Source organism: Chryseobacterium sp. CY350, from assembly GCF_027945075.1.
GTDB lineage: Bacteria > Bacteroidota > Bacteroidia > Flavobacteriales > Weeksellaceae > Chryseobacterium.
In genome coordinates this window covers 170,365-196,770 of record NZ_CP116034.1, presented here as the reverse complement: position 1 = coordinate 196,770, position 26,406 = coordinate 170,365, and the positions used below count along the sequence as shown (strand labels likewise).

Sequence of the window (26,406 nt, the reverse complement as noted above, 5' to 3'; positions counted from 1 at the left end):
ACCTTTTTTCGGATATTCTTTCTTTTGACAAAAAAATTGACTCGGAAATACTTAATGAAGATTTTTGGAATTAAAAAATATATGATGGATGAAAAGCTATTTTTAAATCCGGTGCGAGATGAAGTCTTATTAAATTATTTTAAGTAGATTTATCGAAAAGCTATTAAATCATGTATATTTCAAAAATATCAATTGAGGGATTCAGGAATTTCCCTCGAAATGAGATCTTATTTAATGATGGTATCAATGTTATCATTGGCCATAACAATTCAGGAAAAACAAGCCTCATCAAAGCTATTAGCCTTGTCATAAATGGCGAAAGTTCAAGACGTCTTGAACTCGACGATTTTTCGAAAAATACGTCTTTAGAAAATCTTAAACGACTACCTCCTTCCATTACTATCTCACTAACCTTTACAAAAAGTAATGATGAACCTGCCAATAGTGAAGATCTTGTCACGGTATCAAATTGGTTAACAATTTTAGATGTTGATTATGAAGCAAGATTGACTTATAAATTTTTCCTACCCATTGATAAGCACGAACAATATTTGTCATCATTGGAAGAATGTGATACACGCGATAAAGCGTGGAATGTCATCAAACAGGATTATCTCAGATTTTACACGTATAAAATATACGGTGGTGACCCTACCCTTTTGCAGACAGCTGATTCAGATTCACTTCGAAAATTTGACTTTCAATTTTTAAATGCTATTAGAGATGTCGAAAGAGACATGTTTACAGGAAAAAATACGATGCTCAAAGACGTACTTGATTTCTTTTTGGATTATGATATAAAATCAGCTGATGAAGCTATAAAGCCTGAAGCAACAAAACTAACTGAAATCAAAGCGGCCAAACAGGTATTTTCAGAACAGGCAAGGGCATTGATCACACAATTACAGAATAGGATGCTGGCAGGAAAGGATCAAATTTTAAATTACGCGCGACAGACCGGTGCCACATTCAATAATGCTACACCTGACTTCGATGGAGGAATTTCAGAAGTAGAGCTGTTTTCTGCATTAAAACTCATTATTGGCTACGCAGGACTGGATATAAAGATTCCCGCTACTCACAATGGACTTGGCTACAATAATTTGATATATATGTCATTATTACTAGCCAAAATGCAGGTAAATTCTGATGGTAAGTATCTTGGAAGCAATGCGAAGGTTTTCCCGTTATTAGCCATCGAAGAACCCGAAGCACATCTACACCCTTCGATGCAGTATAAATTTTTAAAATTTCTGAAGGAAAACAGATTGGAACGGAAGGTAAGACAGATTTTCGTAACGACTCATTCCACACAGATAACATCTGCAGTATCACTTGATGATATAATATGCCTACATAATGAAAACAATATTATTACAGCTGGATATCCAGGAAAATGTTTTGCAAACGATTCTGCAGGTCAGGAATCGAAAGCCTACGTGCAACGTTTTTTAGATGCTACAAGGTCAGATATGTTATTTGCACAAAAAGTTATCTTTGTAGAAGGTTTGGCAGAACAGGTTCTTCTTCCAACACTTTCGAAATATATTGGCGTTGATATCGAAGATCACCACATCGCAATTGTTCCAGTAGGAGGAAGATATTTTGATCACTTTCTACGTATTTTCGATTCAATACAACCTTTTACAATACCTAAAAGAATAGTCTGCCTGAAAGACAAAGATCCTGAAAAAAAAATAAAAGTTCAAGGAACATTTATCAAATGTTATACGTTTGAAACAGGGCAAAACGATACAGTTTATGAATACAAAAATCACATTGATGATAAATTGGAAAAATACCAGGCACATCCTAATATTCGATTCTTTGGCCAAAATCACAAAAACGGGAAAACATTTGAATTTGAGCTTATGTTGTCAAATCTCGGAAACGACATCCTTTTAACAAACTCAATTTCAAACAAAGAGGAATTGAGTGATCTGCTTAATTTGAACAATGCTGGTCGCTTAAAAGCAGAGTTGCTAGATAGAATACATGACAGCCCCGCTGCCAGGGACTTCCGAATTTCCATTGAATCAATAGATGATCCTGCTTGGACAGAACAGGAACTGAAGAATGTTATAGTAGCGGAAAGATATCTTTCTTCTGTAGGTAAAGGTGCCAATGCATTAGAACTTGCAACACTACTTGAAGATAATTTTGTTCTTCCAAATATAGCTGCAAATCCTGAAGATCAAACAAAAAAGGATTTCAATGTCCCCATATACATTCAACAAGCAATTCAATGGATATGCCAGTAACAACTATCACATCAGAAAGCATTATAAACACTGAAGAGCATTTTAGAATATTTGCGGGACCTGGTGCGGGCAAAACACACTGGCTCGTAAATCATATGAGACATCTGCTTCAAAACTCCAATAGATTAGGTGTAACAAAAAAAATTGCCTGTATCACTTATACCAATGTAGCTGTTGAGACGATAGCAAAAAGATTACAGTTCGGAGCGGATAGAATTGAAGTATCCACGATACATAGTTTTCTCTACAACAATGTAGTCAAACCGTTCATAGGTAACATTGCGGAACAATTTGGATTCAATACCATTAAAATGGATGGTCATGAAGAACATCGAGCTAGTCGCAAAAAAATTACACAGTGGCTGGACGAAAATGATAGTTCATCAAGACTAAGAAACCCATACACATTAAATCAATTAAAAACTTTACCACACTATATGCCAGGTATTGCAAACTGGCTATCAACAATAGACTATAAATTGGATGGTGATGAGATCTTAATATCTGTAGACAATAGCAAAGCATTCTATACTATGGATAACGGTGAAAGAAGGAATTTTGGAGCAGCAACTTGCCTGAATATACTGGCTCCAGAACTATTATCTTACAAAAAATTATTCTGGGCAAAAGGTATATTGCATCATGAAGATGTTCTCTTCTTTGCTTATAATTTACTTAGACAATATCCTTTCATTGTCGAGGTTCTTAAAACAAAATATCCCTACTTCTTTATTGATGAATTTCAAGACACCACCCCTATTCAAGCGAAAATACTACAGATGATTGCTGCAAGGGGTACGATTACAGGAATTATCGGTGATGAGGCACAATCAATATTCAGCTTTCAAGGAGCAGATCCCGCTCATTTCATAGATTATCAACTGCAGGGATTGCAAGATTATAAAATTATTGACAATCGAAGGAGTACAAATGAAATCATCGATATTCTTAATCATGTTAGAAGAGACATGAATCAGCGGCCTTTTAGAAATGTAGTCGGCGAGCGATGTACACTTTTAATTGGAAATCACAGAGTTGCTAGTGAATATGCTAGAGAGATTTGTGGTGAAAATCTCACAATATTATCATGGGATAATCTTACAGCTCGGGAACTTGGGACTCAGATGACATCAGACAGACCTGAAACGAACTTAATTGAAGAGTTAACAAACATAGATAATTCTGATAGACGTAATGCCATCATGTCTTGTGTAAGAGCAGTAGAATTTGCAAAAGAAAAAAGGTTTAAGGATGCAATGAAGGAGATCCAGTTCAACTACCTCCATATTGGGAATAAAAATGACCGTAAAGCTATGGCTCTTCAGGGACTTGCCAATCTTTTGTCAAAATATGATCAGTATAAAAATCTGTCTTTTTTTGAATTCTACAATCATGTCCGTTCGGATATCAGGAATAATTTTCCTGCTGCTACAAGAGGTAAAGCAAAAGATTTCTACGACCGCTACACTTATCAGCAGATAGCTGTATGCCTTAAAGTAGATGATGAGAGGTCATCTTGCAAAACTATTCATAAGTCCAAAGGTGATGAATTCGACAATGTTTTAGTTGTGATGAAAACTGAGGCGCAATTTGATTTTTTAATAAATCAGAGTTTACGCTTGGAAGTTCACAGATTATTCTATGTGGCATTAAGTCGTGCGAAGGAAAGATTATTTATTTCCGTACCATCCTTAGGTGCTGAAAAACTCAAAAAGATAGAGCATCTATTTGAAATTAGTAATTTGTAAAAGCTTCAATTTCTAAATATATTTTATACATAAGAAAGCTCTTAACTCCAATCTTAAATACTTGGAGTTTTAGTATGATCTCAAATGCAACATACAATCCGATTTCCGTGCTTAAAAATGTCCCACATTGTTATGCTAGCATCTATTTCTTTATCATATCTTTTTCTAATTCTAACATATCCTAAAAGTTTAAAACTTTAATATTTTTTTAGAAACTTATTTAAGGTTATTTTTACTAAAATAAAAACATTAACACATGACCACGCAAGATGAAATCGAAAAAGTACACGGCAGTGGCACGCACGTACTAATACTAGGGGCTGGTGCCTCATTTGCATCAACGCTAAAAAACCCTGAAAAGAACGAAAAAAAACTTCCCTTAATGTGGAATATTGTAGATATTGTTGGGCTAAACGGTATCGTTGATCATTTACCAGATGATTATAGAGCATTGAAGCATGATTTTGAAAAGCTATACAGTAAGATCTCTAATGAAGGTAGGTTTCCAGATGAAAAAGAGGTTATCGAGCTTGAGGTTTATAAGTACTTTGAACAGCTTGATCTACCCGATGAACCAACAATTTATGATTATATGATATTGGCTCTAAGATCTAGAAAAGACGTAATAGCAACTTTTAATTGGGATCCCTTTCTTTATAAGGCATATGTCAGGAATGGAAAATTCACAAAAAGCCCAGGTATATTGTTTTTACATGGATGCGTCTCTTTAGGGTTTGACAAATCAAATGGCACGGTTGGACCTGCTGGAATGTACTCAAAAAAAACAGAGCAACTTTTTGAACCAACTCAGTTATTATATCCGGTTGATAAGAAAGATTATAATACTGATCCTTACATAAAAGGTCAGTGGGATTCTCTTTCTGATCGATTGGAAATTGCAGAAAGAGTAACAGTTTTTGGTTATTCAGCACCTATTAGTGATGTTGAAGCTATAGATTTATTAAGTGAGGCTTGGGGCGATGTTGAAGATCGAGCAATGGAAGAATTTGAATTAATAGATATCAGACCCGAAGATGATGTAAGAAATGCATGGAATAGATTCATACATACGCATCATTATCACTATTGTACAGATTACTTTAAAAGTTCTTTAGCGCTTCATCCTAGAAGAACGGTCGAAAGCTATCGCCATTGGGCAATGCCACTTAGTCCAGGAGAAATGTTTCTGGAGGGAAATAAGATACCCGATAATTTTAATACACTTGAGGAACTTTGGGAATGGCACCTACCATTAATAAAAGCTGAAGAAGCGTTTTACAATAATGTTGAGTAATGAAGTAAATATATAGCTTTGAAAACAAAAAATATAATTATTTTTTTTATTGCTGCGGTTGTAGGGATTCTTGGTGCATTATTCCTATACTACGAAGGACCTGAGTATGTGCAGTCAAGATATTTCTACGAAGGAGACAGAGGAGGTGCAATCGGCGATGCCTTTGGAGGAACTGCAGGTCCAGTAATAGCTTGGTTTGCTTCTATTCTAACGTTCTTAGCATTCTATATTCAGTACGATGCTAACAAAGATCAAAGAGATCAATTTGACAAGCAGGCAAATGATATCGTCATAGAAAGGTTTGAAAATAGGTTTTTTGAACTTGTAAGATTACACAGGGAAAATGTAAACGAACAAAACATTCAAAATAAAATCTTTGGTCGTAAGGCATTTACCACATATTATTTTGAGCTAAGGTATATTTACTTCGTTTTAGAATCTATGCACGACAAATTTCCTACGGATACAAGATTAAATAAAGAACAGTTAACAAATTTGGCTTATTTAATTTTCTTTTATGGGATTGGTCATGCTAGTGACAGTGTATTTTCGCACATCTTACCCCAAATAAATTCTCAGCAATTTTTTAAGAACACAATTGAAAAGCTGGAAAAAGAAAAAAAAATGTATTCAGATTTCCTTAGAGAAAAAGCTAGATATGAATCTGAAAAAAAAGTGAAAAATACCAGATTAAAAGATTTGGAAATAGTTCATAATGGCAAAAAAGCAGTTTTTATTCTTCTCTACGAACCATTCACCGGGCACGGGACAAAAATTGGTCACTACTACAGACATTTGTTTCAAACTGTTAAATATGTTGATTCCCAAAAACACGATGTTTTCCAACATGAGAATAATGAAATTAAATATTCTTATGTGAAAATATTACGAGCACAATTGTCAAACTTTGAACAAGTTATATTGTACTACAATTCAATATGTATTCTAGGTAATTCTTGGATTTCAGATGGGTACATTGAAAAATATCACTTATTGACCAATTTACCACTTTCATTTGCAGACTTTGGAATACAACCTGATAAAAAGTTCGAAGCAGAAATGAAAGCTGATTCTACTTTCTTCGACTGGGAAATACTTAAAGGCTCTTTTCATTAAACAGCCATTTTTTTGAAGTATAATTATCATAAAGAATTAAAAAAATCATAATTTTATCATCCATTTTGACATTGATATTGACATTATTAACGAATTTTACAGAATGGCCAAAAGAACTAGAAATCATATCTTAGAAGATAAATCAAGACAAGCATTATCAAGTATTTTACCTGAAAAATGGGTAATCAGGGATAAGGACAAAGACTATGGAATTGATTGTGAAGTAGAAATTTTTAATGACGATGGAGATTCCACTGGATTAGTATTTTGGGTGCAACTAAAGGCAACTGAAAATTCAAATAGTTATCATGTCAAAAATCTTCATTTTACTCTAGAGAAAATTATACAGTTTCAAAGTTATCAAATACCTGTTATGATAATAAGATATTCTATGAAAGAAGATTTATTATACTATAATTGGGCTAACGATTTAACCTCACAAATAAGAAATGAAGAAAAAATAAAAGTTAAATTTTCAGAAGAAAAAACTTTAAATTCACTTAGTTATGATATAATTGTCGAATATCTGTCAAGATTTAGTAATATAAAACGAGGAATTTTCAGTTTTCCTATTTCGACTTACATAAAAAAAAATTTAGTTGATTCAAGTCTTGTTTCCAGTTCCACAGTTCAGTTTTTTAAAGGAATAATTCAGAAAAACAATAATTATTTTAAATTAGTTAGGAACGAAGTTGATTCGAATCTCCAAATTATAGTTGGTAATGACAAAACATATTTATCATTATCAGACAGTCAATTTTCTTCAGTTGGTTACGACATAAATAGCTTAAATGACAAAGGTTTAGAATACTTTACAAATATTTTATTGTCTTGTTATTGCATATTACTTTATAATTCGGGTAAATCTGAATATGCTGAAAAAATTTTCTTTGAAAATTCGTTAATAGAAATTCTCCAGAATAATCACGAATTTTTAATTAATTTTTTACCACACCTTCTTTTGTCAGATAAATCCGAAGAAGTTCTAGATCAATTAGATTTTATGTTTGATTTAGAAAAAGACAATTCCATTCAAAATACTTCGTTAGCAATATTGGCGCTTGCAAAGCATCAAAATCCCTTAAGGCAAGATCTTTTTGAGAAATTTTTGCAGAAACAGCTTAAATATTCCAAAGCAAAAAACTACAAATTAGGAATAGCAATAACGAATTACAATTTAGCTGGTTTTCATAAAAATATTGGCAAGACAAAATTATCGCTTGCATATTATCTTGAAGCAAGAAAGTTTAATAAAGAGTATTTAAAGCAAGGCTATTATTATTTTGAAATAGCAGGGTTATTATTTGAATTAAAGAAATTTAATTTTGCAGCAAGATTTTATGAAAAGGCAATCGAATTGAAAACAGAATATAGATTATCAAAAGCCCTTCTGGCTGACTCTTATATACATCAAGGGCAATACGAAAAAGGAATTAAATTATTAGATGAATTTTTAACTGAAGAATTTGATAAAAATGATGTACAAAAAGATGAATGGTACTTAAAGTTTTTTTGCTTTAATTCTTTACTCCTTAATAACTATCCGAAATATCAGAATAGAGAACCAGATAAAGCATGTAAAGAATTGCAGACTAAAAACATTGATGGCTCTCTTGACTTCGATTTATTATATTCTGAGGCTTGGGTGGAAAATGGAATTAGAGCTAATAAAATCCAAAATATGCTGGAAACATTTATTTCATACATTATGGCTGCTCTTCTACATAAAGAAGATCCTATGTTATGGGTTTTCGCAACTGTAGCAGGCCTTTTAGAGGAAGGAGAAGCATATTTAAATGTATATCATGTTATAAGATTAGCTTATCAATATCACAATGAAAATTATATTGATCTACTGTTTGAATATTTAAGTGCGAAATTACCTAACGCAATTGACTCGATAATGAACTTTGTAGAATTATATATAAAAGATATACCTAAAGGAGATTTTTCACTACGTTTTTTTGAAGATGACAAAAATTATTTTCTATTAAATTGAGCACTTATATTTATTAAATATACTTTTTTACAAGTACTCAATTAATTTTGATAAAAGAAAAATATATTGATTACTAGAGAAGACGTAAAATTACGTATTAAATTATAGTATCCTTCATTTATGAGAAAGTACTCAAATACATCATTTTTTTTCATTTAATTTTGAGACATCAAAGCACGATTTAAATATCATTTAACACCTTCAAGATATTATCTATATCTGCCAATAAATGGTTTGAATAGAGTCCTGTCAAGTTCACAAACATCCAAATGGCTCCAATTTAATCTAAATGGAGCCATTTTTTTTGCTTTATCTTCCAGATTAATCCAGATCAGCATTTTTTATCATCCTAGTAAATCTACTTTAATATTGTAAAAGATCTGTTTCTCTGAAACTGTTCGGGTAGTATTTTTGAACCAATTTTTTCACTTTCCAAAGATTTTACGGTATCATGAATTTTTACGCCTTCCGATCCTACGGACGATAAATGCTGAACGTGTACCAATGGTAAATTTTTATTTCTGAAATGTTCAAGTATTTTACCCGCGTTTTTACATGCTCCAATCGTGCATTGACCTTTCATATCCGATAGATTCGCAGTAATGGTCAAATGCCTTGGCCAACATTTCCTGTACCCTCCAGTTGTCATCCGTCGCAACTCTAATCTCCAATATTTCAAGTGCCTTTGCATTTTCAACTGCTATTTGTACCAGGAGATAAGTGGCTAACATTCGAATCTGATAAGCATTATCATCCAGCAGTTTTGTTGCAAATTCCAAATGACCGATGGAAGTATCTTTTAAAATAATATCTCCTGCTTAAAAGATATATTTGAAGCCGTCTTCAATGCTTTTTAATTTTTCAATCAATGCTTCCATCTTTTTAACTAAATGTTTTTAATTCCAATATTTAAAAAAATTGCCTAGTGAGATTTGGTCATTATTTACTAACCCTTTTTAGTAAGTAATTTCCAGAAACTAATTTTCTTTCTTATTAAAAACCCTAATTTCTCATACAGTTTAATAGCATTAAAATTGGTATCGGCGCCGTGCAGATAAGGAATTTTAGATTCGTTGAATATCCTATTGCTAGCGTGGACAATCAGCTGTTTTGCGTAACCTTTTCCTGTTTGTTCAGGGTGGGTAATGATTGCATTCATTTCAGTGTAGCCATGCATTTTCATTCTCTCTCCCGTAACTGCAATTAGTTGATCATTCTTATAGATACCGTAATAACTTCCCAGATCAGCTGTCTTGTTTTTGAAATAGCCAGGTTGAACCAAATTAACAAGCTTAAATAAATCATTTCTTTGATCATCTGTATGAAGTTCAATAATATTTTCGTGAATGTCAATGTCAATGCGTTGATCAAGAAACATTTGATTGCAGACCAATTCACCTTCTATCTGAACTTTGTCATTGATATCAGGTCTATTTCCTATTACAAAAAAATTGTCTGTAAGAGAAGCATATGCTGCAATTCCTGATTCTGTCTCATTATCATTCACTGCACCACCGAAAGGACAATGATCAGGATCATAAAATTTCATATTATTATAATCGATCACGAAATCTTTATGGCTTTCATTTAAGGAATACCACGCCGGATTATCCAGTTTATTTATTTTCATTTTTAATATAATACTTTCCATTAAAAAAAATTATAAAATCACTTTATACTTCAATTTGATAAATTCTCGATTCTTCTTCCCACGGATGATACCCTTGGCCTATATATTCAAATCCGTATTTCTCATAATAACCTATATGATCTGTACATAAATTCAAATATTTAAATCCGTGTAATCTTGTATCTTCTTTGGCTTTGTCAATCAATAAGGAACCGTAGCCATTTCCTCTATGCTCTTCATCTATAAAAATTGCACAGATCCAGGGATAGAGGTCCATTCTACTTATAAAATCATTGGTTATCAGTCCGGCACACCCGATTATATTTTCATTATTTTCCAATAGATACCACTGAGGTAAGGACTGTGGTGCATCTATACTTTTAGAAATACAATCTTCATAAATAACCGGCGAAATCTCCGACCAACTTTCCTGAAAATACTTTATTGCTCTATCTTTATATTCCGGATTCTGTCTTACTGAAATGATCTTCATTGATATTTAATTTTTAATCTAATTCTCTTAATAAGTATTCTCCATAAAAGTCTATTGCAAATTTAAGATATTACTATTAAAGCCGATGAAAGTTGCTATCACATAATGAACATCAGACTTCTGATAAATGTGAGACTTGGTCATTTTTTGGTTAAAACTAACCATTGACTATATCTGGTCGATTATGGTAAATTCGCTAATAAATATAAAGCAATCGTGCAAATCACAAAATATAGGACAGCTTACAGAGAAAACTGTATCCAAATCTTCAAAACAAATCTCCCTAATTTTTTTGCAAATGAGGAATTACAACAATTTGAACAGTTTTTGGATCAAATTGACGATCATTATTACGTAGTTGAAATTAGCGGTGGTCCGGTGGGCTGTGGCGGAATTTTTTTCAACGAAATGAGTGATCAGGCAGGGTTATCTTGGGGTATGGTGGATGCCAATTACCACGGACAGGGAATAGGTAAGCTGCTCACAAGTTTTCGTCTAGATATTTTAAAAAGATTGTATCCCGATAAAATTATCAAAATAGAGACCTCACAACATACAGTGGCATTTTATGAAAAGAACGGTTTTAAGATTGTGGATGTTTTAGCGGATGGTTTTAATGAAGGACTAGATAGATACACTATGAAGATATAACCTCTAGAACTAAGAATGCATCTAATGTCTAAAATATTCAACTACTATTCTCCAATCTATGTTTTATAAAGTTCAACAATCTAAATTGATCCAGTGGATCATTATCCATATCAGATATCTTATTGCATTGGCATTTGTACCTTCTGGATTTACAAAATTAATTGGTGAAAGATTCACTCAGCTTCCAAAATCTGAAGCGGTAGGTCAGTTTTTTGAAGTCATTTATCAATCAGGTATGTATTATAATTTTTTGGGGTTAGCCCAGATTATTACAGCAATACTTCTGATGACTCAGCGATTTGCATTAATAGGTACATTATTATTTCTAGCGATCACAACTAATATCTGGATGATCACCATTTCTCTTCACTTCAAAGGAACATGGATCATCACAAGCTTGATGATGTTCGCCGGTTTTATTTTACTTTATTGGGATAAGAACAGAATCGCTGAATTATATTCTGATAACCATTTACAAAAAAAGAAATACGCACCTGCAGTATCAAAACTCTGGATCAATGCCGGTATCATTTATATTATAAGTCTTCTCATTCTATGCTATGCAGGTCCGAAAAAAGATCTGATCTCAGAAACCATTGCTATAGTGGTATACTTCATTTTAGTAGCTACACTACTCTACACCAATTTTGCTTTCTGGAAAAATTCAAGCAAGGTAAGTTCATCACACAAGCTACAATAGATGAATCTCTCTACATCTGCTGATAATAAATCTTTAAATTATTCTTTATGAAATTTTTGTTTTTGCGTTTTATCGTATTTTTTTCGATGGTCTATTCAGTCCAAAGTAGAGCCTGCTCCGCTTTTTTACTCGCAGGTAAAAATCATAATGTTGTTGGTTTCAATGAAAACTGGAAAACAATGCCGGGAATGATCGTCATCAACAAACGTGATGTTCTTAAAAGGAACATTAGCTGGCAGAACTTGACAACTGATCAACTTCAGCCTCATAAACAATGGACATCAAAATTCGGATCTGTCACCTTCAATCTTTTGGGATATGATTTTCCTTGCTACGGGGTTAATGAAAAAGGTCTTTTTTTGGTCGAATTATATCTGGAAGAAACAACCAAAGTTTACAATCCAAAGCAGCCCAATATGTTCTGGGCACAATGGATCCAGTATCAACTGGACAATTACAAATCGGTCAATGAAGTTGTGGCCCATCTGAATGATGGACCAAACATCGACTGGTGGCCTAATGCAGCCGGAAGTCATTTTTTTCTGACCGATGCCAAAGGAAACTCTGCCACGATTGCTCTATTGAATGGTAAGTATACAGTCCTTACCAACAAGGAAATGCCGATGCCCTTACTTTGCAACAATCAATATCATAAGGATCTGGCTGCTGCTAAAAAGTTTGATTTTCTGGGTGGAAATGAAAAGTTTGATTTTGATCAAAATAAGAACTGGGAAGACCGGTATAACCGTGCATATTATATGCTGAAGAATTATAAGTACGATGCTAAACCTGTAGACTATGCCTGGAGTATCTTGAACGCCATACATCCAGGTGAATGGCAGACGGTCATTGACACGAAAAAGATGAATCTTTATTTTAGGTCTGACTTGAAAAAAGAGGTGAAGACAATTGACATCAGCAAGTTGGATTTTTCTAAAAACGCATCAATAAAATATTTAGATATCCACACTGATGACACGGGAACCGTTAACGACAAATTCCAAATTCTTACAGCAGCTAAAAACAATACGTATGTTGAAAAAGGATTTCCAATTGGCTACGACAATAAAGAATTCGGAAATTCCGCTAGTTTCGAAAAACTCAAAAAAAACATTGTATCGTTTTTTGAAAACATTTTGCTATGATTTAGATGTTTTTAGAAAAAACAGCCAATTAATATATTTGAATAAATTATTTTTACGATGAAATCAGTACTTCAGAATAAGTGGATGTCCCTCGTTTTGCTTGCAGTAGTTTTTCTGGTGATCTACAATCCACTGACTAGATTTCCGTACACGTTCTGTGTTATCATTATACTTGTTTTGATTATCATATATCTTCAGAATGGAAATCTAAAAATGCTAAATTTTAAGAATCTCAATTTTCATGATCTAAAAGTAATTATAGCCTCCTATGTGATTTTAGAACTGGGTTTGGATTTTATTGTACAGCCATTTGTCACTTGGCTATGTAATGAACAGGCTGATTATTCTGCATTTAAGCACATTGAAGGCGATGCGTCCCAGTATTTTAAATGGTTGTACAGAATGTGGATCAGTGCTGCAATAGGAGAGGAATTGTTGTTCAGGGCATTTGCTTTTGCTCAGCTGAGAAATGTTTTCGGAGATAAAAAGGTCATCGTAGTCGTTCTCTCAGCATTACTCTTTTGTTTACCACACATGTATCAAGGAATAGCTGGATTAATAATGACTTTTGTAATTGGGATTGCATTTGCACTGTTGTATATTAAGTATCAAAATATTTGGATCAATATAATCGTCCATGGATTGATCGATACAGTATTTTTAAGTTTGAGTTATTTCGGATATATTGAATTTTATGAATTTATTTGGTAAATCATCTGGTAACCTTATAGCTAATTTTAACTCTCATATTTATATCTGAAAGTTAAATATAGTAGAGATGATCAATATATTTGGCTTCTATTTTTATAAGAAGTAAGGAAACCCTTATGAAAATGAAGCCATTATGTACTGCAAATATTCATTTGTAAGATTGCAATTTAAAAAAAAGCCAGTGAGATCATTTTTCTACGGGCTCCTATAACAATAAATTTATTAGAAAAAATGATAAAAATTAATCCTTTAATATCAGGCGAAATTATTATAGCATTTTGATAATTTTTCAATACTTTTGCTTCACGCTTTAGGGGTATTCTAAATAGAATTGAGACAGTCCCTTTGAACCTGATACGGCTTACACCGACGTAGGGAAAAGCAATAAGTCATTATTCTGATAATGACTGTTGTTCCGGATTTTATCCTAAAGCTTCTATTTACAAACAAATATTAGAATGGAAAATAATCTCTGGCAACACATCCTTCACGTAAGAAATACTTCTCCCCTAGTTCATAATATCACCAATTATGTTGTGATGAACAATACAGCCAACGCTCTTTTGGCCGTTGGCGCATCGCCCATAATGGCTCATGGAAAACCAGAGGTGCTAGACATGGTCAAGATCTCAAATTCTTTAGTGGTCAATATAGGTACACTTGATGAATATTGGGAAGAATCAATGCTGCTGGCCGCCAACAAAGCTGATCAATTAGCAAAGCCCTGGATATTAGATCCTGTAGGAGCTGGCGCTACTGCTTATCGTGATACAGTTCTGAGTACGCTTTTAAAATACCATCCAACAGCGATTCGTGGAAATGCTTCGGAGATCATCGCCCTTGCAAATGCAAATGCCAGTATTACAAAAGGAGTAGACAGTACAGCTCAAAGCACAGAAGCCTTGGAAGCAGCAAAGACCCTGGTTCAAAATTACAATTCAGTGGTCTGTATTTCCGGTGAAACTGATATCATCATTAACGGCAATAAAATTATTTATTTAAAAAACGGACATCCAATGATGACAAAAGTTACAGGTCTTGGCTGTACTGCTTCCGCAATGATCGGTGCATTCATCGGAGTCATTGAAGATAAAACGGAAGCCGTGGTTTCAGCGATGAGCCTGATCGGCATTGCAGGAGAAATTGCCTCTGAAAAAAGTTCAGGTCCCGGAAGCTTACAGCTCAACCTTATCGACAAATTGTATAATTTGACTGAAAAGGAATTTCTCACTCATTTGAAACTTGTTGAATAATGACCGCACATTCTTCATTTCCTTATCAATTATATTTGGTCATTTCCGAAGAGGACTGCTTGGGTAAAGATTTTCTTAAAGTTGCAGAACAATCGATCTTAGGCGGCGTCGATATCATTCAACTTCGTGAAAAGGATGCGACAAGGGAAGATTTTCTTTTTAAAGCTTTAAAACTAAAGGAGATCACTGATACGTACAATATCCCACTCATCATCAATGATCATTTTGAAGTTGCCGAAAAAGTTGATTCTGCAGGCATTCACGTTGGTAATAATGACATTTCGCCGTCAATTCTCAGAAATCAACATTTCTTTAAGGATAAGATGATCGGTTACTCAATTGAATACCTTAGCCAGCTGGAAAATGAGCATACGGAACTATCAGATTATCTGGGCATCAGTCCAATCTTCAGCACGAATACTAAAAAAGATACAGTAACCGAATGGGGATTGGAAGGCTTATCAAAAATAAGATATCTCACCACAAAACCACTGGTTGCCATTGGAAATATCAATTTATCCAATGCAAACGAAATTATAAAAGCTGGCGCAGATTCAATAGCAGTGGTATCCGCTATTTGTGCTGCTGATAATCCAGAAAAAGCGGCTTTCGAACTTAAAAATGAAATATTGAAATGAAGAAATATACGTATCCTTCTGTGCTGACAATTGCAGGTTTTGACAGCAGCGGCGGTGCCGGAATCCAGGCAGATATCAAGACAATTTCAGCTTTAGGATGTTACGCTACCTCCGTGCTTACTGCGCTTCCCGTCCAAAATACAATGGGTGTGAGAAAGATATACCCTATTCCAATGGAAGCAGTTGCCGATCAGATCGAAGCGGTGCTTGATGACATCGTTCCCCAAGCGATTAAGATTGGAATGGTTCATACCTCACTGTTGGTAGAAACGATCGCAAACACTTTAAATAAATATCCGAAAATTCCGATCGTATTTGATCCTGTAATGGTGGCCACAAGCGGACATCGATTGATCGAAGAAGAAACCATTGATACGATTGTTAAAAAACTATTCCCGATGGCAGATGTTATCACACCCAATATGGATGAGGCTTCGATACTTGCAGGAATGGATGTGAAAACTTTAGAAGATATGCAGGCTGCAGGAAAAAAGATTTTAAGGTCGGGCTGTAAAAATATATTGCTGAAAGGCGGACATCAGGAATCTCCCACCGTAACCTCATTGTTTTTTGATGAAAATGGTCAACAATATTCTTTTGAAACCGAAAAGTTTATCACTAATAATACCCACGGTTCCGGCTGTAGTCTTTCCTCGGCAATTGCCGCTTACATTGCGCGAGGTGAAGAATTATTGAAGGCGGTAGAACTCGCACAAAACTATGTTTTTGAAGCCATCAAACAAGGAAAGGACGTAATAACAGGCAAGGGAAATGGCCCCTTGAATCACTTTTTTAACCCAAATAAATTAATTAAAAAATGACCTGGTCTGAATTAACCTGGAAACAAATCGAAGATCGATATCAATCTATCCTAGAAATGCCTTTTGTCGTTGAATTAGCGAATGGTACTTTGCCTAAAGAAAAATTTCAGTTCTATATGGCTCAGGACTCTTTGTATCTCGAACATTTTGGAAGAGCGCTGGCATTGATTGCAGCGAGAGCAAACGACATCAGTCAAACATTAAAGTATCTTAAATATGCAGAAACGGCCATAGTAGTAGAAAATATACTGCACGAATCTTATTTTAAAGACTTCGGCTTAACTGAAAAAGGAGAAATACAGCCTGCGTGTCATCATTATATTCACTTTCTTAAGAGCACAGCTGCACTGGATTCTGTAGAGATTGCAATGGCTGCGGTTCTGCCCTGCTTTTGGATCTATAAAAAAGTGGGAGACCATATTTACAATCATCTTCAATCTGAAAAAAATCCCTATCAAAGGTGGATTGATACGTACGGTGGTGAAGAATTTGCAGACGCCGTAGAACAGGCGATCAATCTCTGTGATGAGGTTGCATCAGAAACTACTCCTGCTGTCAGAGAAAAAATGACAGAAGTATTTATCACCTCCTCACGAATGGAATATCATTTCTGGGAAGCTGCATATGATCTTAAAAAATGGGCTTAATGGATCAGGTAAAAGCGGTTATATTTGATATGGATGGTGTACTGATCGATTCTGAAAAATTCTGGAAACAGGCAGAATCTGAAGTTTTCAGTTCGCTTGGTGTAAATGTTTTAGACGAATTTACGGCATTGACTAAGTCAATGACAACTAAAGAAGTAACTAGGTTTTGGTATAAAAGATTTCCGTGGTTAGGTCTCACTCTTAACGCTGTAGAGGAAAAAGTTGTTCGCAGGGTCATGGAACTGATAAAAACTGAAAATTGTGAGATGAAAGGCATTAAAACATTCATAGAATCTTTACATGGATTAGGATTTAAGATAGGTCTGGCTACTAATTCTCCGTCCATAATAATTCCGGTAGTTCTAAATAAATTGGGAATTGCCCATTACTTTAATGCTGTGACATCTGCAGAGGAAGTGCCCAGAGGAAAACCGGATCCAGCGGTTTATGAACTAACAGCGAACAAACTTCAGGTCGATCCCAAATTATGTATTGCCATCGAAGATTCTTATTCTGGAATCCTTGCGGCAAAATCAGCCGGAATGAAAACAGCAGCGTACATCATGAAAAATACGTTTGTTTATGAAGCCGATCTGATAATGAATGCCTTTAATAATGAAAACAGATCTCAACTCACAAATATCTTTAACTGAAAAAATTTCCTGTTTCAATTTCTGATAATTGAATCGCACTGCTTGGTATTCCATAATTGATCAGACGGTCGATCATATCAGTCAGATGGCTACTGTCCCGCAAGACACAATCTGCAGTAATACAATATTCTCCAGTAATTCTTTGACAACGAACTATTTCCGGAAATTTAGAGATATTGCTGATGAATCTTTTGAAATCATCATTGATGAACTTCAGATTAATAATCACGCGAAGACCGAATCCCAGCTTTTGATAATCAACATCTATACTGAATTTTTTAATGATACCTTCATCAATTAAATTTTGAATTCTCTCCTTCGTGGCAGACTGCGAAAGAGATATCTTGCGACCGATTTCGGCATAAGCCAGTCGGGAATTATCGCTTAAAATTTTTAAAATCTGCCGATCAAAGTGATCTAAACTCATTTCCATTGTAAAACTGTCATTATAAAATTGATTTAGGCAAAATTATACATTATTTCAATTATTTCCACTTTTAGATTTGATTTATTTAGATCAATTTTACGATATAATAATTTAAGATGACAAACATCAATTTTTCCGATAACGGAGACACCCCTTTTGAAAAACTTATCGGCCACAACGACAAAATACGCTCTGCATGGAATCAGCTTGAAGAAATATTTTGGAATTCCACGAATCTGGATAAAAATTTATTGGAGCAGGTAAGACGCGCGATGGCATTTGAAAACGGATGCGAATATTGTATGGTCAAAGCAGGAAAACCTGAATTTGACAATTCTCAATTAAAAATATCAACAGCAATCGGTTTTGCTGAGCTATTCAGTAAAGATCATCAGTCAATTTCTCAAGAACATTTCAAAATGCTTAAAGAATTCTTTACCGAAAAAGAGATTTCGGAACTTTGCACATTCATCAGCTTTATTAACGCTTCTCAAAAATTGGGTAAGATATTTAATCTTACCGAAAATTATCAGCAAAATGCCGTATTAAAAATAAAAGATTTCTTTTAGTAAGTGGTTCATAAAATAACTGTGTAAAACAAAAATTTTTTATGGCTTACTCCATTGATAAAAGGAACAATATAATTATGTCTTGGTACAGCCTATTCTGCTGCCAAATCTTTGATTTTATCATTAAAACCAATAGTGCTCGTGCTTGAGCCGGCTAATTCCCCTACTTTGACCTCACTGATATGTTTATCTTCCACAATAACTGGAACTACTGCCGCAAATTGTTGTTGCAAGCATAATGATGTCGGATTAGTTTCTAAAGTCTCAGCGAATACGTGTGTAATAATTTCATGTATAATACTAATTTAATAATTTTTTTTGAATAGATATAGGGCGTGTACAAACTCAATTTTGTCACTGCTTAATTTATTTGAAAAATTTCAAATAAATTACAGATTTTCTAATTCATTTCTATACTCCACATCGTTTAATACTTTCAAAACATTGTCTATATCCGCTAATAAATGGTTTGAATAGAGTCCTGTCGTGTCACTTAATGAGACAACTATTTATTAGTTGTCTCTTTTTTTATAGACATAACAAATTATTTATCAAACTATTATAGCTCGATATTTTATGGTTTGAATTTTTTCAGTTGAAATCTTTAGACTATCTAAAATATACAGCCTAAAAGTGCCACATCAGAGATTTCATCGGCATTTAAGTATGGTTTGAAATCTCATTAAGGTTCTAGTATTTTTATAATTGGTCTAGTTTAATTTTATAATAATTGATAAAATTTCCATATAAAATTTGGTATATAAAAATACATCATTAGTTTAAATTTCCCAACCTTTTATGCTCCCTTTCTAATGATAGTGACAAAATCTCTTCGGTAAGCAAATGATTTTCTGACCGCCAGACTTCTAAGGCACAAGACCGTAACACATTGCTAATACTTCCTCCTGATAATTCTGATTGTGAAGCAATTTGCAAAAGTTCATCCGTTTCTGACTGAAGCCATTCTTTGGGCAAAATTTTATGCCAAATTTTCAGGCGGGAAAGCTGATCAGGTATCGGAAAATATAAAACAGACTGAAATTTCCGGAGAAATTCCCCGTCAAGGTTTTCTCTAAAGTTGGCAGATATTATGACAATACCTGGAAATTCTTCGATCCTTTGTTTTAAGTAGGCCACTTCACGATTAATGTGGATGTTATTGTACAATTGGGGCAGTGTAGGCTTTCCCAAAAAAGGGTCGGCTTCATCAATAAACAAAATCCAATTCTGAGAGTTTGCGCTGTCAAATACTTTAGCAATATTTTTTTCAGTTTCTCCAATGTATTTGGAGAACATCATCGAAAGATTGATCCTGTAAACGTTTACTCCATTTTGCTTTCCCAGTAATGATGCCGCAAGCGTTTTTCCTGTCCCGGGAGGACCATAGAAAAAGCAGCGATAACCTTTGGGAATGTACCTGTCCAAATCATAGCGCTGACGAATATCGTGTTCGTTGACAATCCACTGTGAGATGATTTGTAACTCAGACCACAATGGAAATGGAACAACAAGATCTTCCCATTGGAGCGGTGTGATTAAGCGTTTAGCAGGAAGATCATCTTTTTTGATTCCGTATAACCTATTCAGGAATTCATCGGAAATGCACAATTTACCGCTTAAAAAAGGTTCCGCTTCTCCCTGCCCTTCTAATGAAAGTATATTGTTTTGATAAAACCAATGTTCTTTACGAAACATTTGGACAACAGAATTTCGGCTTTTTGGATTGTCAATGCCAAGCAAAAATGCAGCCGTCTCGCCAGTGGGGAGAAACCCCTGATGTGAAATCCCTTTCCATCCTCCAAATTCAGTATAAGGACGGTTCAAACTGTTATTCATTACGAGAAAGGAATCCAATCCATTGGGGTCTTCGTGAGGCATAATGGCTAAAATAAATACCACTTTTTCCTCCCAAGTTAGATCGTTTCCTAAGGCTGTTATCCATTCGTTGATCTCTAAAGGTACTTCACGAAGTGATTTGTAAACAGTTTCACTCTGAAAATAAAGGGAAATAGCTGTTTCAATGAAAACACGGAACTGCTCAGTAGCTGTTGTCATATAGTAAGGTTTGTTTTTAATAGGACATAATGTTTACAAATCTAATATAACATAAAAGTAACTGTTTTGATTATAATATTGTAAAATGTACTTCCTTATTTTTAATCATTTTTAGATATTTAAATGAACCAACGATATACTCTAATATACCTATCTATTTTTAATAGCATTTTTTTAGAATAGATAAGTGTACGAAATCGATAGCCTAGCTCCACAATGTATTTGAAAAATTTCAAATACAAATTGATTTCTATAGATATCAAATTACGATTTATATATCATTTAGCACTTTCAAAATATTATCTATATCTGCTAATAAATGGTTTGAATAAAGTCCTGTTAAGTCACTTAATGAGACAACTATTTGATAGTTGTCTCTTTTTTTATAGACATAACAAATTATTTATCAAACTTTTACAGCTTGACATTTTATGGTTTGAATTTTTTCACTTGAAAACTTTAGCCTATCTAAAATATACAGCCTAAAAATGCTACATCAGAGATTTCATCGGCATTTAAGTATGGTTTGAAATCTCATTAAGGTACTAGTATTTTTTCTCGTTTGGCTTATTATAACTTTTTGATACTAAATATAATAATTCTAATATAATTTTAGCTTCTTTCTCATTTACCTGAACTCCATTCTTGGCCAGAATAATAATTGCTTGCTCTACTGAAACATTCCTATCAATGAAATTCATTTTTCTTATTGTTTTTTTGATGAGTTTTTGCTGATAATATTTTTGAAAATGCTGGATTTAAATCTAAAGAAAGATTTCCTGTTTTATAATCAATATCAATCGGAGGAATAAGATTCACAAGATATTTTTTATCCTGGGTATCAAACTCGGAAAATTTCTGAAAAACTTCAACTAATGCTTTATCCTCTATTTTATTCTTTCTATCAATAGCACTTAATTTAAGAATAGTATCACGCGCCTCCTTCTTAAGATTTCTAATGTTGACCTGATTTTCCTTTTTTAATTCATTATAATCGTCAATCTTCAATACTCCCGCAATAAATAATTTTCTACCTCGAGAAAGAGTCAAACACTCCTCTTTTATCTTTCTCTCTATTAATTTTTGAGAGTATAAATAACTTGCTTTCTGAGTCTTTATATTCTGATCTTCTAAAACATTCTTAAATAATTCAATTGAACTATTTGATAGGACTAATTCTTGAAGCCTATTTTGATAGCAATCATTAAGAAAAATAGCATTGATTCTTATCCCGCAGCCATGATGACAAAAATAATAGGGATATTGTTTTGATCTGCCTTGTACAAAACATCCAGTCAGTTTTTGATTACAAATAGGACATATCAAGAAACCTCTCAGAAAAAATACTCCTCTTAAGTCTTCTTTTCTACCTGTAGTTTTTATTTTTGTACTAATTAAAGATTGAACCTGATAAAATAATGATTCCGATATCAAAGGTTCGTGTAAACCTTTTATCATTTGTTCTTCATTAGAATTAAGTTTGATTGAAATAAGTCCACAATAAATTGGATTGCGTATGACCCTGAAAAAATGTGACCTTGAACAAATCAATCCTTTATCATTAGCTATTTTTCTAATCTCGGATATTTTTTGGTCACTTTGGACAATTTGATTGAAAACCCATTTTATAATCCCGGCTTCAGGTTCTTTAGGTACGATAGCTTTTTTACCATCCATCAATGTTACATTTATATATCCTATTGGTGCTTTATTAGGATATCTGCCCATCAGTTTCGCTCGACGAATACCATTCGAAGTATTTTGAGCTCTCCGAGTATTCTCTGCTTCGGGGACAGCCAAATATACAGCCAGCATAACTGTGCTTTCTGGCACAGAGAAATCTATTGGTTGATCAATAGCCATTGCTGTTGTTTTGTACTTTCGAAGTTTTCCAATCATTTCGTAAGCATATTCGATATTACGACTGAATCGGTCCCATTTGATGAATAAGATGTTTTTGTCCTCTCCTGCTGATTTCTTTTTAACTTCGGAGAATAATTCTTTCCACTCAGGTCGATTAAAATTTTTTGCTGAAAAATCTACTCGATAGATCCCTTTAACTTCAATATCGTTATATTTACAATACTTCAATAATCTATCCTCTTGTTCAGGTAAGGAGTATCCTTTTCTTTTTTGTTCGTCCGTACTTACACGGACGTATAAATAGGCTGACTTCATATAATTAATGTATTTATTTGATTTACAAATTAATATTTTTAAGTATATGAAATGATAAACAAATCAGTCTATTCCGTATCAAAGTAAAAACCGAGTTTAGAACAATCCTTTCTTACAAAAGACAATTTTTAATTACTGTAGCAATTTAAAAAGAAGCCTGTTCTTTATCATAGCAGTGTCTTAAAACCTAGATGACATTCTTAATTTATATTTATTTTCAGGACTAGACAAGCAATTAAAACAAAATCAAGCATTATTATACTGATTGAGAATAATTTTACTATTCATAAAGTGGAATCTCGGGAAGCTCTATTTTAGTTGATTGTTCTTGAATATTTTGTTCAATCTTACATCTTATTTCTTCGACCTTATCACTAGGAAATATCTCTAATAAAATTCGCTCATCAGTAGCATTAAACTGATCAGTAGTCATTATTTTTCTTTTCAATAATTCAAGATATTCACCGCGATTTAAAGTTCTTCCTAAAACTTTTGCTAGTTCTATAATAGACGACGGAACACCTAGTTCTAATCTTAAAAGTAATTTGGGAATTCTTTCTGTTAGCTTAATCTCCGGTTTTAGTATTTCAGTTATGCCAGCAACAATAGGAAGTACATCACAAACTCTTGAAACTATTGCTCGTATTGCACCTGCAGCAGAGTTATCTCGACTGTGCTGCATAAGAAGAGCCTCCATTTCCACCAATTGCATATCTGTTACCCAAAGTAGGCAAGCCATCGTTTTCTTTGATTTCGATGTAGTCTCAATATTATCCTTTGAATATCTTGAAAATGCATTTATCAACTGAGAAGGAATTCGCTGTCTTTGTATGGCGTCACTCCATGTATGTGGCTCTTTATAAATGCTTTTTTTGTTTATAGGCATATACACCTGCTGTAACTCTATAGTAAGTTGAGTGATACCCAATAATACAGGATCAGAAATAAGCTCTGAAGGGATTTGTTGCAAAGTACTAATAATACGGATAATAGATTCAACTTCAATTCCTGAATCTCCGGCTATTTTTCCTATTGCAGTGGTATGAAAATAGCTTTCATCGTCCATTTCGATTAGCTGATGATAGGTAAGTTCATTTAAGGCGTCATCAATATCTCTTGAGCTCCAGTCCCATGTGTTATATTTTATTTTCTCTTGATAAGCCCCAAAACTTTCTGTTAAAAATCCAATAATTTCAGACCTGCTCATTCCTCTTTTGGACTTGGATGCAGCCAGTACTCTTAATACCAACGAGCGACTATCTGTCTTTTTTGAAACAAAATTAGATTGCATATCTTCTGGATTTCCCAAAACAAAGTCTTGCCAGTAAGTATGTTCTGCTATTGAAGTTGTTGCAATCAAAAAAGAGTATCCTCTATCAGCAAATCCTAATCGACCTGCTCGACCTATAATATTTTTATATTCAGAAACTGAATAAGAAATATTACCCGGATGAGTTAGACCAGAAATGATAACCGCTTCAGCTGGAGTATTAACTCCCATAGCTAAAGTTGTAGTAGCTACTATTACTTTTAACCCTGATTCTTTGCTTCTGAATTGATCTTCTATAACAGATCTTTCCTCAGCGTCAAGATCCGAAATATGAAAAGCAACTCCATTATTTAATGTTTGTATTAATTTCTGAGTGGAAACAGAAGGGTCATTTTGTGGTAATGAATCGATTGCATCAGAAGCTGGCCGTAAATCTAAATTATTAGCCAAGTACATCGCACAAGCTTGTGCTTCTGATTTTGTCTCTCGGAAAACAATAACGTTTTTACCTTCGTTAACCAACTTCTGAACCAAAGGGATTATAATATCCTGACTAGATCCTTTCCTAAAACTGGGTCTTATCAGGTTTGTTGTACCTTCATTCCTTGTATCAGATTCAATATATCGAAAATCGCCATTAAGTTTTATAATTCCTTCATTTAGAGGAATTGGTCTTTCAGTATGTAATAAAAGACGACCACCTAACCACCTTTCTAATCCATTTAAGTCACCAATTACTGCTGACAAAGCTATAATCTGAGGTTCAGTACCTTCTCTACGCTTGAGTTTTAATAATGTTAATATAAACTCTAAATTTAAACCTCTGTTTTTATCAGCTATCATTTGAGCTTCATCTACTATGACAGTTCCAATTTGATTAAGGACATAAGGATTAGCTAATATAATGGCTGCAAACTTTTCATAAGTCATTAGACATATATCATACTGTCCTCTCATCAATGGTATAATATCATCAGTGACACTTTCTCCTGTAGCTTTGATTGTTTTAATATCAAAAGATGCATATGTCTCGTCAAAATGCCTTAACTTATCATTTACCAATGCTTTTAGAGGAAGAAGAAATACAGCTCTTTTTCTTTGTAAAACTCCATATATAGCAGCAAGCTCTCCTATCATTGTTTTACCAGAAGATGTAGGTGCGGAAACTACAAGATGGTTACCCGTAAGAATACCATAATCATTAATTGCATCTACCTGCAATTGATTTAGTGATGGTATCTTAGACTTCCATGCTTCTATAATGCCACTAGGGAATCCAAACTCCAGCAAGGATTCGATACTTGCATCCACCAATGAAAGGTTTCTTTCTGGAAAGGCTTCTTTGTAAAGTTTACCTGGTTTAAAGACAGGGAAACTAATCTCTTCTGTTATTTGTCCTAACAACATGGGATTTTGCTCAACTCCTAATTCACCAGCAGAGTTCTTAACACTGGATGTAACATACTCCAATAAACGGTATATGCCGATTTTTTGATCTTTTCTTACTTCATTTGCTCCTTGAAGTGCCTCTAGCAGATGGTAAGTCAATAAACCATGGCCTAACTTTCCATTTTCCCATGCAGGTTCGGTAGCCTTTGAGGCAGTTAAAATAACTCTGCCACTACCTGAAAACTGTTTTATTAGTTCTTCTCCAGATTTAAATTCTCTTGAAGCAAAATTCACCTCTAATGCTTTTGCTCCCATTCCTCCTGAAAAACAGCAGTCAATAATACATATTAATTGTCTTGCGGGAATATTTTTAAACCATTCTGCTAAAGTATCCAGAGCAATTGTCGTTGAGCCGATATCGTTAATATTTGTATCATAGGTTACTAATTCATGGGTATTTGTACCATGTCCTGAAAAAGAAAATATTACAATATCGTCCTCTGCACAATTGGATAGCTCTTTAACTTGGTATTCTATCGAATCTTTTGTTGCATTTTCATCGAACATCAAATGAAAATTTCCCTGAAGGTTATCAGAAAATAAAGAATATAATGCAACTGCATCTCGTCTTGCGCAAGAAAGCCAATTTATTGAAGGGGATTGAAACCTATCAATGCCTATAAATATACCGTGGATTTTCATTTGAATATAAAGGAATAGTATTTAATATACCACTATTCATACAAATATAACGAAAA

Annotated in this window: 22 protein-coding genes and 1 riboswitch; of the genes, 15 read left to right on the top strand and 7 right to left on the bottom strand. The window is 33.8% G+C overall.

Going from position 1 to position 26,406, the window contains the following annotated elements; all coding sequences use genetic code 11:
• The first annotated feature begins 170 nt into the window (after nucleotides 1–170).
• The 5 genes from PGH12_RS00805 (at nucleotide 171) to PGH12_RS00785 (ending at nucleotide 8,418) form a co-directional block, all read left to right on the top strand.
• The gene (locus PGH12_RS00805) at nucleotides 171–2,261 is read left to right on the top strand and encodes an ATP-dependent nuclease (protein ID WP_267597861.1); all 2,091 of its coding nucleotides are present in this window, start codon (nucleotides 171–173) and stop codon (nucleotides 2,259–2,261) included.
• Entirely contained in the window at nucleotides 2,246–4,009 is a 1,764-nt protein-coding gene (locus tag PGH12_RS00800; protein ID WP_267597862.1) for a UvrD-helicase domain-containing protein, read from the top strand. The genes PGH12_RS00805 and PGH12_RS00800 overlap by 16 nt, the downstream gene beginning before the upstream one ends.
• A 256-nt stretch (nucleotides 4,010–4,265) precedes the next feature.
• Complete coding sequence (locus tag PGH12_RS00795; RefSeq protein ID WP_267597863.1) at nucleotides 4,266–5,303, top strand: hypothetical protein; 1,038 nt, start codon at nucleotides 4,266–4,268, stop codon at nucleotides 5,301–5,303.
• A gap of 18 nt (nucleotides 5,304–5,321) precedes the next feature.
• On the top strand, nucleotides 5,322–6,419 hold the full coding sequence (locus PGH12_RS00790; protein WP_267597864.1) for a putative phage abortive infection protein: 1,098 nt from the start codon (nucleotides 5,322–5,324) through the stop codon (nucleotides 6,417–6,419).
• Between the two features lie 103 nt (nucleotides 6,420–6,522).
• Nucleotides 6,523–8,418, top strand: a complete 1,896-nt coding sequence (locus tag PGH12_RS00785; RefSeq protein WP_267597865.1) for a DUF4365 domain-containing protein — start codon at nucleotides 6,523–6,525, stop codon at nucleotides 8,416–8,418.
• A gap of 358 nt (nucleotides 8,419–8,776) precedes the next feature.
• On the opposite strand, the gene PGH12_RS00780 is transcribed toward PGH12_RS00785, so the two are convergent.
• From PGH12_RS00780 to PGH12_RS00770, 3 genes are all read right to left on the bottom strand, one after another.
• Nucleotides 8,777–9,001 carry a cysteine hydrolase family protein gene (locus tag PGH12_RS00780; RefSeq protein ID WP_271286782.1) on the bottom strand — a complete coding sequence of 75 codons (225 nt, stop codon included), beginning with the start codon at nucleotides 8,999–9,001 and terminating at the stop codon, nucleotides 8,777–8,779.
• Nucleotides 9,002–9,364: 363 nt separating this feature from the next.
• On the bottom strand, nucleotides 9,365–10,048 hold the full coding sequence (locus PGH12_RS00775; RefSeq protein ID WP_267597867.1) for a GNAT family N-acetyltransferase: 684 nt from the start codon (nucleotides 10,046–10,048) through the stop codon (nucleotides 9,365–9,367).
• A gap of 43 nt (nucleotides 10,049–10,091) precedes the next feature.
• Nucleotides 10,092–10,541 carry a GNAT family N-acetyltransferase gene (locus PGH12_RS00770; protein ID WP_267597868.1) on the bottom strand — a complete coding sequence of 150 codons (450 nt, stop codon included), beginning with the start codon at nucleotides 10,539–10,541 and terminating at the stop codon, nucleotides 10,092–10,094.
• A 216-nt stretch (nucleotides 10,542–10,757) separates the two neighbouring features.
• Between PGH12_RS00770 and PGH12_RS00765 the strand changes: the two genes are divergently transcribed.
• From PGH12_RS00765 to hxpB, 9 genes are all read left to right on the top strand, one after another.
• Entirely contained in the window at nucleotides 10,758–11,192 is a 435-nt protein-coding gene (locus PGH12_RS00765) for a GNAT family N-acetyltransferase (protein WP_267597869.1), read from the top strand.
• Nucleotides 11,193–11,250: 58 nt separating this feature from the next.
• Nucleotides 11,251–11,892, top strand: a complete 642-nt coding sequence (locus PGH12_RS00760; RefSeq protein ID WP_267597870.1) for a DoxX family protein — start codon at nucleotides 11,251–11,253, stop codon at nucleotides 11,890–11,892.
• A 47-nt stretch (nucleotides 11,893–11,939) separates the two neighbouring features.
• Nucleotides 11,940–13,037 carry a linear amide C-N hydrolase gene (locus PGH12_RS00755; protein ID WP_267597871.1) on the top strand — a complete coding sequence of 366 codons (1,098 nt, stop codon included), beginning with the start codon at nucleotides 11,940–11,942 and terminating at the stop codon, nucleotides 13,035–13,037.
• A 57-nt stretch (nucleotides 13,038–13,094) separates the two neighbouring features.
• Nucleotides 13,095–13,748, top strand: a complete 654-nt coding sequence (locus tag PGH12_RS00750; protein ID WP_267597872.1) for a CPBP family intramembrane glutamic endopeptidase — start codon at nucleotides 13,095–13,097, stop codon at nucleotides 13,746–13,748.
• A 302-nt stretch (nucleotides 13,749–14,050) separates the two neighbouring features.
• Nucleotides 14,051–14,143: riboswitch (TPP riboswitch) on the top strand.
• Nucleotides 14,144–14,206: 63 nt separating this feature from the next.
• Complete coding sequence (gene thiM, locus PGH12_RS00745) at nucleotides 14,207–15,001, top strand: hydroxyethylthiazole kinase (RefSeq protein ID WP_267597873.1); 795 nt, start codon at nucleotides 14,207–14,209, stop codon at nucleotides 14,999–15,001.
• A complete protein-coding gene (thiE, locus tag PGH12_RS00740; RefSeq protein WP_267597874.1) occupies nucleotides 15,001–15,639 on the top strand; it encodes a thiamine phosphate synthase in 639 nt (212 codons plus the stop codon). Before thiM ends, thiE begins: the two co-directional genes overlap by 1 nt.
• Nucleotides 15,636–16,460, top strand: coding sequence for a bifunctional hydroxymethylpyrimidine kinase/phosphomethylpyrimidine kinase (gene thiD, locus PGH12_RS00735; protein ID WP_267597875.1), 825 nt, complete (start codon nucleotides 15,636–15,638; stop codon nucleotides 16,458–16,460). Before thiE ends, thiD begins: the two co-directional genes overlap by 4 nt.
• Nucleotides 16,457–17,107, top strand: coding sequence for a thiaminase II (gene tenA, locus PGH12_RS00730; protein WP_267597876.1), 651 nt, complete (start codon nucleotides 16,457–16,459; stop codon nucleotides 17,105–17,107). The genes thiD and tenA overlap by 4 nt, the downstream gene beginning before the upstream one ends.
• On the top strand, nucleotides 17,107–17,760 hold the full coding sequence (gene hxpB, locus PGH12_RS00725; protein ID WP_267597877.1) for a hexitol phosphatase HxpB: 654 nt from the start codon (nucleotides 17,107–17,109) through the stop codon (nucleotides 17,758–17,760). The genes tenA and hxpB overlap by 1 nt, the downstream gene beginning before the upstream one ends.
• On the opposite strand, the gene PGH12_RS00720 is transcribed toward hxpB, so the two are convergent.
• Nucleotides 17,753–18,187 (bottom strand): Lrp/AsnC family transcriptional regulator, encoded by a 435-nt coding sequence (locus tag PGH12_RS00720; protein WP_267597878.1) that lies wholly within the window; start codon nucleotides 18,185–18,187, stop codon nucleotides 17,753–17,755. The two genes, hxpB and PGH12_RS00720, sit on opposite strands and share 8 nt — an antisense overlap.
• A gap of 116 nt (nucleotides 18,188–18,303) precedes the next feature.
• On the opposite strand from PGH12_RS00720, the gene PGH12_RS00715 reads away from it, so the two are divergent.
• Nucleotides 18,304–18,756 (top strand): carboxymuconolactone decarboxylase family protein, encoded by a 453-nt coding sequence (locus PGH12_RS00715; protein WP_267597879.1) that lies wholly within the window; start codon nucleotides 18,304–18,306, stop codon nucleotides 18,754–18,756.
• A 774-nt stretch (nucleotides 18,757–19,530) separates the two neighbouring features.
• On the opposite strand, the gene PGH12_RS00710 is transcribed toward PGH12_RS00715, so the two are convergent.
• From PGH12_RS00710 to PGH12_RS00700, 3 genes are all read right to left on the bottom strand, one after another.
• Nucleotides 19,531–20,811 carry an ATP-binding protein gene (locus PGH12_RS00710; protein ID WP_267597880.1) on the bottom strand — a complete coding sequence of 427 codons (1,281 nt, stop codon included), beginning with the start codon at nucleotides 20,809–20,811 and terminating at the stop codon, nucleotides 19,531–19,533.
• 687 nt (nucleotides 20,812–21,498) lie between these two features.
• Nucleotides 21,499–22,989, bottom strand: coding sequence for a recombinase family protein (locus PGH12_RS00705; RefSeq protein WP_267597881.1), 1,491 nt, complete (start codon nucleotides 22,987–22,989; stop codon nucleotides 21,499–21,501).
• A gap of 280 nt (nucleotides 22,990–23,269) precedes the next feature.
• Complete coding sequence (locus PGH12_RS00700; protein ID WP_267597882.1) at nucleotides 23,270–26,350, bottom strand: DEAD/DEAH box helicase; 3,081 nt, start codon at nucleotides 26,348–26,350, stop codon at nucleotides 23,270–23,272.
• Between the last annotated feature and the right edge of the window lie 56 nt (nucleotides 26,351–26,406).